Origin of the sequence: Candidatus Protofrankia californiensis (assembly GCF_900634765.1) — a bacterium.
Taxonomy (GTDB): domain Bacteria; phylum Actinomycetota; class Actinomycetes; order Frankiales; family Frankiaceae; genus Protofrankia; species Protofrankia californiensis.
In genome coordinates, this window is record NZ_CAAAFT010000097.1 from 1 (window position 1) to 5591 (window position 5591).

Genomic DNA, 5591 nt, shown 5'->3' on the forward strand with positions numbered 1-5591 from the left:
CAAGCGAAGCGATGGCTGTCCGGAACCCTGACTAGCAGGCCATATCCGGCCGCATGCCGTGTACTGGAGAAGATGTTCGACCGATCCGCCGAGGAGCTCATAGCTCCGCACGAGTCCACGACGGCGAAGGGCATCAACCACCCCACCGCGACCGGGGACACGACGATACCGCCTACGCTGAGCGGCCCGGTCCTACGGCTACATGACCAGACCTACCCTGGACATGCGATGGGAGGAATTTACCCACATCCTGGGCACGACGACCAGCCAGGAGAGCTGATCACGATGGCCACTGCAGACGCTGAAGACGCTCTTCGTTTCCTCGGACGTGCGGAGAACGCGACATCCCCCGAGATTCTTACCCTACTCTGGAACGAAACCCAGCGGCTCGCGCGCACATACGGCGACCAGCTCACCTGGCTAGTCGACGATCTAATCGTTGCACGGAAAGCCATCTTCCGGCTGCTTGACAGCCCAGCCCCTCCCAGCCAGACACGGGACCTTTACTTTCTCGGCGGAATCATATGCAGCATGCTGGCCCACACGGGTCGTGATCTTGGCAGTCTTGATACCTCGCTGATGTACCAGAACACGGCCTTACTTTGCGCCGAACGCGCCGGCCATCCTGGACTGCACATCGTTGTCCGGACCGAACAGGCCGCCTCGGCTTACTGGATGGGCCGGTATTCCGAATCCATACGGTATGCTCAGCTCGCAGCTAATGAGGCCGCGCGTGTCCGCGGTTCCATCGCAGTCCTGCCTGTCGTACAGGAAGCGCGGGCATGGGCAGCCATCGGCAACGCCGAGCTCACCCGCGCTGCTCTCAACAGGGGACGCGACATTCGCGAGCGTGTCACCCTCGACGACCTCGACGAGATCGGCGGGATGATGAGATTCTCGCTCCCCGAACAACTTGGAATCGTTGCCGGTACCGCAGCTTGGCTTCCGGACGCCGCTGAAGCAGAACAGGCCGCCAGCGAAGCCGTTGCCGCCATGACGAACGCGGCGCCAGCCAATCGCTCCTTCAACTCCGAGGCCATCGCACGAGCCGATCTAGCGCTAGCCCGCGTACGCCAACGAGCCCTGGACGGAGCGCACGACGCGGTACGCCCCATCCTGCAAGTTCCGGCGGATCGCCGCGTCCTCCCCATCCGCGCAAGCGTTCTGCGGCTTCATCATGCTCTTGCTGATCCCGTGTTCCACGGCTCGCCTGCCGCGCGCGACATAGCTGCCGAGATCGAAGTCTTCTGCCAACACCCTAACCCGGCACAACTGCCCGAATAGATCATCTTGCGTCCAGCGTACGCGTCGCCAATTTTCTCTACGGTGTTTTTTTTGAACTGACGCCCGGCCAGCGTCCGGCAAAGCCCAGGCCAGCGAGCGCGAGCAGCATCCAAGCTGCCAGGTAAAGAAACGCCGCCTGAGCGGAGACGGCGGACCACAGAGCACCGGCAATAGCGCTGGCCGCGACATTGCCGGCAGCCTGAATGCTGGCCAGCAGCCCGAACGCCGATCCACGGATCTGCGATGGGGCGAGGCTAGCGACGGCGGTGTGCTGGGCGGTTTCGACACAGCCGATCGCCGCGCCGGCCGCAGCGAACGGGAGCGCGAGGACGGCCAGGTGGGCACCGGTGACGGCAAAGCCGACGTAGGCGGCGGCGAACAGCGCGACCCCGGCGGTGAGAACCCGGACCGCGCCGTGCTCCCCGAGCCGGTCAGCGAGACGTCCGGCCGGCAGCGAAGCGGCGGTAGCAGCGACGTTGTAGAGGACGTAGAGCGCCAGCGCGAGGCTGGTAGCGGTGCGCTCGCCGTGGCCCGGCCGCAACAAGTCGGTGGCGCGCAGGATGAGCAGGGTCGCGGCGACGTTGCCCAGTTCGAAGGCGGCGATCGCGCCCATCAGCGGGCCGAGACCGGCGCGCAGAACCGGGCGGACACGAATACGCAACGGTACCCGCTGACGGACCTCGGCTTTCGGAGCGTACCGGATGGCGTAGACGATCGCGGCGGCAGCGAGCAGGCCCGGTATGACGGATAGCCCAATCGCCCAGCGGACACCGAACGCGGCGACCAGCCCGAGGGCGAGCAACGGGCCGAAGATCGCACCGAGGTTATCCATCATGCGCTCGAAGCCGTAGGCCCGGCCGTAGGCGGCGGGTGCGACCACGTCAGCAAGCAGGGCGTTACGTGCCGGTACCCGCACACCGCGGGCGGCCCAGGCCCCGGCACGCAGGACACCGACCTGCCAGACCGCGGTTGCGGCACCGGTCAGAGCCGCCAACGCCGCGGTGCTGGTGTAACCACCGACCGCAACCCGTCGGCGGCGGCCGGGGTCGTCGGCAACTGCCCCGCCGACCAGCCGGGCGGTGCCGGCCAGCCCGTCGGAGACACCCTCGATCAGCCCGAGCGCAGCGGCCGGCGCGCCGAGGGTGCTGGTGAGCAGGCTCGGTAGCAGTGCGGTGGGGATCTCGTGGCCGACATCGGCGAGCAGGCTCGCAGTCCCGATGCCAGCTACCCCGCGGGTCAGCCAGCGGTCGGACTCGGCTTCGACCGGTGGGGTGGTCTCACTCCGAGATGTGGGGGCGCTGCTCATGGACAGCAGTGTGCTGGAGCGTCCGGCCCTGGCGTCTCGGGAGGTGACGATCCACCCACATCGGTCGGTAGCGACCGCCCTTCAGGAATCCTGCTGCAACGTCAACGCGCTACGCCGAGGGTCCTAACCGCGAGTCCCGGGCATCGTATGGGTTTTCCGGGGCTCCGCCCCCGGCCCTCCGTCCGGAGGGGAGGGGCGCGAGTCCGCTGATCGCCTCCGCCGGACGGACACCCGGAGGGCTACCCCGGAACCTCCCACCCGGGCAAGGGCCGCACGGCCATGATCGGACGAGGGTTGATCCGGCGTCCCTTGTCCGGCCGGGAGAACCCGGGGTAGGGCGTAGTCTGCCCGACCGACGGAGGAGATCAGCTCAGGGAGAAACGTGACCGTAGGTCATAAAAACGGCGTTCGCTATCCGAAACGATGCACGGTCGGTGACCGAAGATTGCGGTCACCGACCGTGTCCCGGTTCGTTGTCGTCCGGACCGATGGCACTCAACCAGCCGGAGCGACAACGAAGGTTGTCATCGTGGGTGTGGTCCGGTCCGGTTGCGCTTCTTGTGCCAGAGGGATGCGTAGGTGGCTTCCACCGCAAGGGACGACCACCAGGTTGCCGCGTCCGCATCGGCGCTGGCAAGGTCTACGCAGATCTGTACACCGGCCGGCAGCACGAGCGCCGGCCGCAGGATGAACAGGTCCGAGCCCGGCGGGGGCAGTTCGACGCGCGCCGGCTCAGCCGGGTCCGCCATCAACAGGCCGCTGAAATGCGACCCGCTACCACCGGACCGGCGACTGTTTGGGATCGCGGCCATGAGTCTCTCACTCCTGTACACGCAGGGGTCAGGGATCAAGCCCCAGGGCCGGTGTTCCAGCACCGACCCCGGGTCGCTGCCGTCCGGCGTTCGATCCGGGAACCGCCCGCCAGAAGATCGATTACGGCGAAACGGTGAGATCAACTACAAACGGCACGCCTGTGACCTGCGAGACCCACGAAGTGGGGCGATATCACGACGGTTTCCACCTACGGGTCGGAGCGGGTGACCGAGGCGTAGACGGCGGCGGTGTGTTCGGCCGTGCGCCGCCAGGTGAACGTCCGAGCGTGGGAGCGCCCCGGGGCGGGGTCGACCTCCTCCTTGAGCACGCCGATCAGCGCGTCGGTGAAGGCGTCGGCATCCATCGGCGGCACCAGTCGCACACTCTTGCCGGCGAGCGGGCCGACGACCTCCCGGACCGCGGGGATGTCGGAGGCGACCACCTGGGTCCCGGCCGCCAGCGCCTCCAACGGTGGCAGGCCGAACCCCTCGTAGAACGAGGGGAAACACAGGGCACTGGCCCCGGCGACCAGGCTGCGGAGCTGGTTCGTCACCAGGTAGCCGACGGTGACGACCGCCCCGGCCGGCAGCCGTGACAGGTCAGGGGCCGGTCCCCACCCGGATGGCCCGACCAGGAGCAGCGGTGGTGCGTCGGCGACCTCGGCGTGCAGGCCGCGGACCGCCTCCAGCAGGGTCGGGAGGTTCTTGCGCGGCTCGAGGGTGCCGACGAACAGCAGATACCGTTCGGGCAGCCCGTGGGCGGCGAGCCAGCGCGCAGACGGCGGGGATGCGTCGAACCAGGCCGTGTCCACACCGAGCGGCGTCACGGTCACCATCGCCGGATCCAGCCGGTAGGTGTCGACGACCTCCGCGGCGATCGCCGCGCTCGGGGTGACGACCGCGGCGGCACGGCGCAGGCCGCGCGGGACCAGCTCCCGGTAGCGGGCGGACGCCGTGGAGACCGTGCCCGTGAGCTTGAGGTAGGCAAGGTCGTGGATGGTCAGCACACCGCGGGCGCGCCGCGGCGGTGGCAGCACGAAGTTCGTGCCGTGCACCACGTCGACCGCGCCGGTCAGCCACTCCAGCTTCGGCACTTCGGTGCGGGCCCATGCCTCGTGCATGAGCCGGGCCGGGATCCGGCGCGCGGCCGGACGCACACCCGGTGGCAGCGCCGGGGCGAACCCTTCGAGCCCACGCCAGGTGAACGCGGTCGCGGCCACGTCCAGGCCGGGCAGAAGCGGTAGTTCGGCGAGCAGGTGGCCGGTGTAGTGACCCACTCCGGTGCGCGGGCCGAGCAGGGGCGTTCCGTCCAGGATGACCCGCATCGGCCTCGTTCCTTTCCGCGTCTGCTGTCCCGGGCTCTTCGGAGTTACTGTGCGTAAAAGCGGTGGCGGGTGGCGATGTCGAGCCAGCGGGTGGCGAACGCCGCGTCCGAGTACTCCTGGGCGCGGGTGATCGCGCTTGCCGCAAGCCGCCGGCGCATCCCGTCCTCGGCGGCGAGGCGCCGGGTGAACGAGGCGAGCTGCTGCGGGGAGGTCCAGCGGAAGCCGTCGAGCCCGTGCCGGACGATCTCGCGCTGGCCCGCGTGGTCGATCACCACGGGAACACACCCCCCGGCCATGGCCTCTACCGTGGTCATCCCGAAGTGCTCGGCCGTCCAGGGCCGGCGGTCGACGTCCTCCCCGTAGCCGGTCGCGGACCAGAACACCGAACAGGTGGACAGCAGCCGTTCCACCTCGTGGCGCGGGGCGTTCGGGTGGATCTCCACCGGCAGGTCGCGGGCGGCGTCCCGGATCTTCTCCAGGTAGGGGAGCTGGGAGTCCTCGCACCCACCGACAACGTGCATCCGCCAGCCGGGCAGCGCGCCCGAGCGGTACAGCTCACCGAACCACTGCACCATCTCCAGCTGCCGCTTCGCGTGACCCAGGCCGGGGGCGAACAGCCGCCCCACGCTCAGCACCGAGTGTTCCCGCTCTTCGGCCGGGGTCAGGCTTGCCACCTGGATCGGCGGGTAGAGGATGTTGGCGTCGGTCCGCCACAGCCGGCGGATCCAGTCCCGGGTGTAGACCGAGTTCGCCATGACCACGTCGTAGGCGTCGAGGTACCCCAGATCACGCGGGTCCGCGAGCAGCCAGGGGAAACGCAGTGCCACGCGGGCCCGGACGCCTTCGCGCCGGTCGGTCACCCGC

At 68.8% G+C, this 5591-nt stretch carries 5 protein-coding genes; 1 reads left to right on the forward strand and 4 read right to left on the reverse strand.

The genetic code is table 11. The features are described 5' to 3' along the window. Positions 1-285 precede the first annotated feature (285 nt). Entirely contained in the window at positions 286-1284 is a 999-nt protein-coding gene (locus DD1DGNOD_RS05885; protein ID WP_131769623.1) for a hypothetical protein, read from the forward strand. A 37-nt stretch (positions 1285-1321) separates the two neighbouring features. Here DD1DGNOD_RS05885 and DD1DGNOD_RS05890 read toward each other — a convergent pair whose 3' ends face one another. The 4 genes from DD1DGNOD_RS05890 to DD1DGNOD_RS28810 all read right to left on the reverse strand — a co-directional run. Further along, positions 1322-2590 carry an MFS transporter gene (locus DD1DGNOD_RS05890; RefSeq protein ID WP_131769624.1) on the reverse strand — a complete coding sequence of 423 codons (1269 nt, stop codon included), beginning with the start codon at positions 2588-2590 and terminating at the stop codon, positions 1322-1324. Between the two features lie 524 nt (positions 2591-3114). Then, positions 3115-3402, reverse strand: coding sequence for an energy transducer TonB (locus tag DD1DGNOD_RS05895; RefSeq protein ID WP_131765618.1), 288 nt, complete (start codon positions 3400-3402; stop codon positions 3115-3117). 209 nt (positions 3403-3611) lie between these two features. Further along, entirely contained in the window at positions 3612-4727 is a 1116-nt protein-coding gene (locus DD1DGNOD_RS05900) for a glycosyltransferase family 4 protein (protein WP_131769625.1), read from the reverse strand. A gap of 44 nt (positions 4728-4771) precedes the next feature. Then, positions 4772-5591: glycosyltransferase (locus DD1DGNOD_RS28810; RefSeq protein ID WP_241255492.1), on the reverse strand; the 820-nt coding region annotated here is incomplete at its 5' end.

Excerpts from the sequence above, each read along its gene's own strand:
- DD1DGNOD_RS05885 (WP_131769623.1), top strand. The coding sequence starts at position 286 with ATGGCCACTGCAGACGCTGAAGACGCTCTTCGTTTCCTCGGACGTGCG.
- DD1DGNOD_RS05890 (WP_131769624.1), bottom strand. The coding sequence starts at position 2,590 with ATGAGCAGCGCCCCCACATCTCGGAGTGAGACCACCCCACCGGTCGAA.
- DD1DGNOD_RS05895 (WP_131765618.1), bottom strand. The coding sequence starts at position 3,402 with ATGGCCGCGATCCCAAACAGTCGCCGGTCCGGTGGTAGCGGGTCGCAT.
- DD1DGNOD_RS05900 (WP_131769625.1), bottom strand. The coding sequence starts at position 4,727 with ATGCGGGTCATCCTGGACGGAACGCCCCTGCTCGGCCCGCGCACCGGA.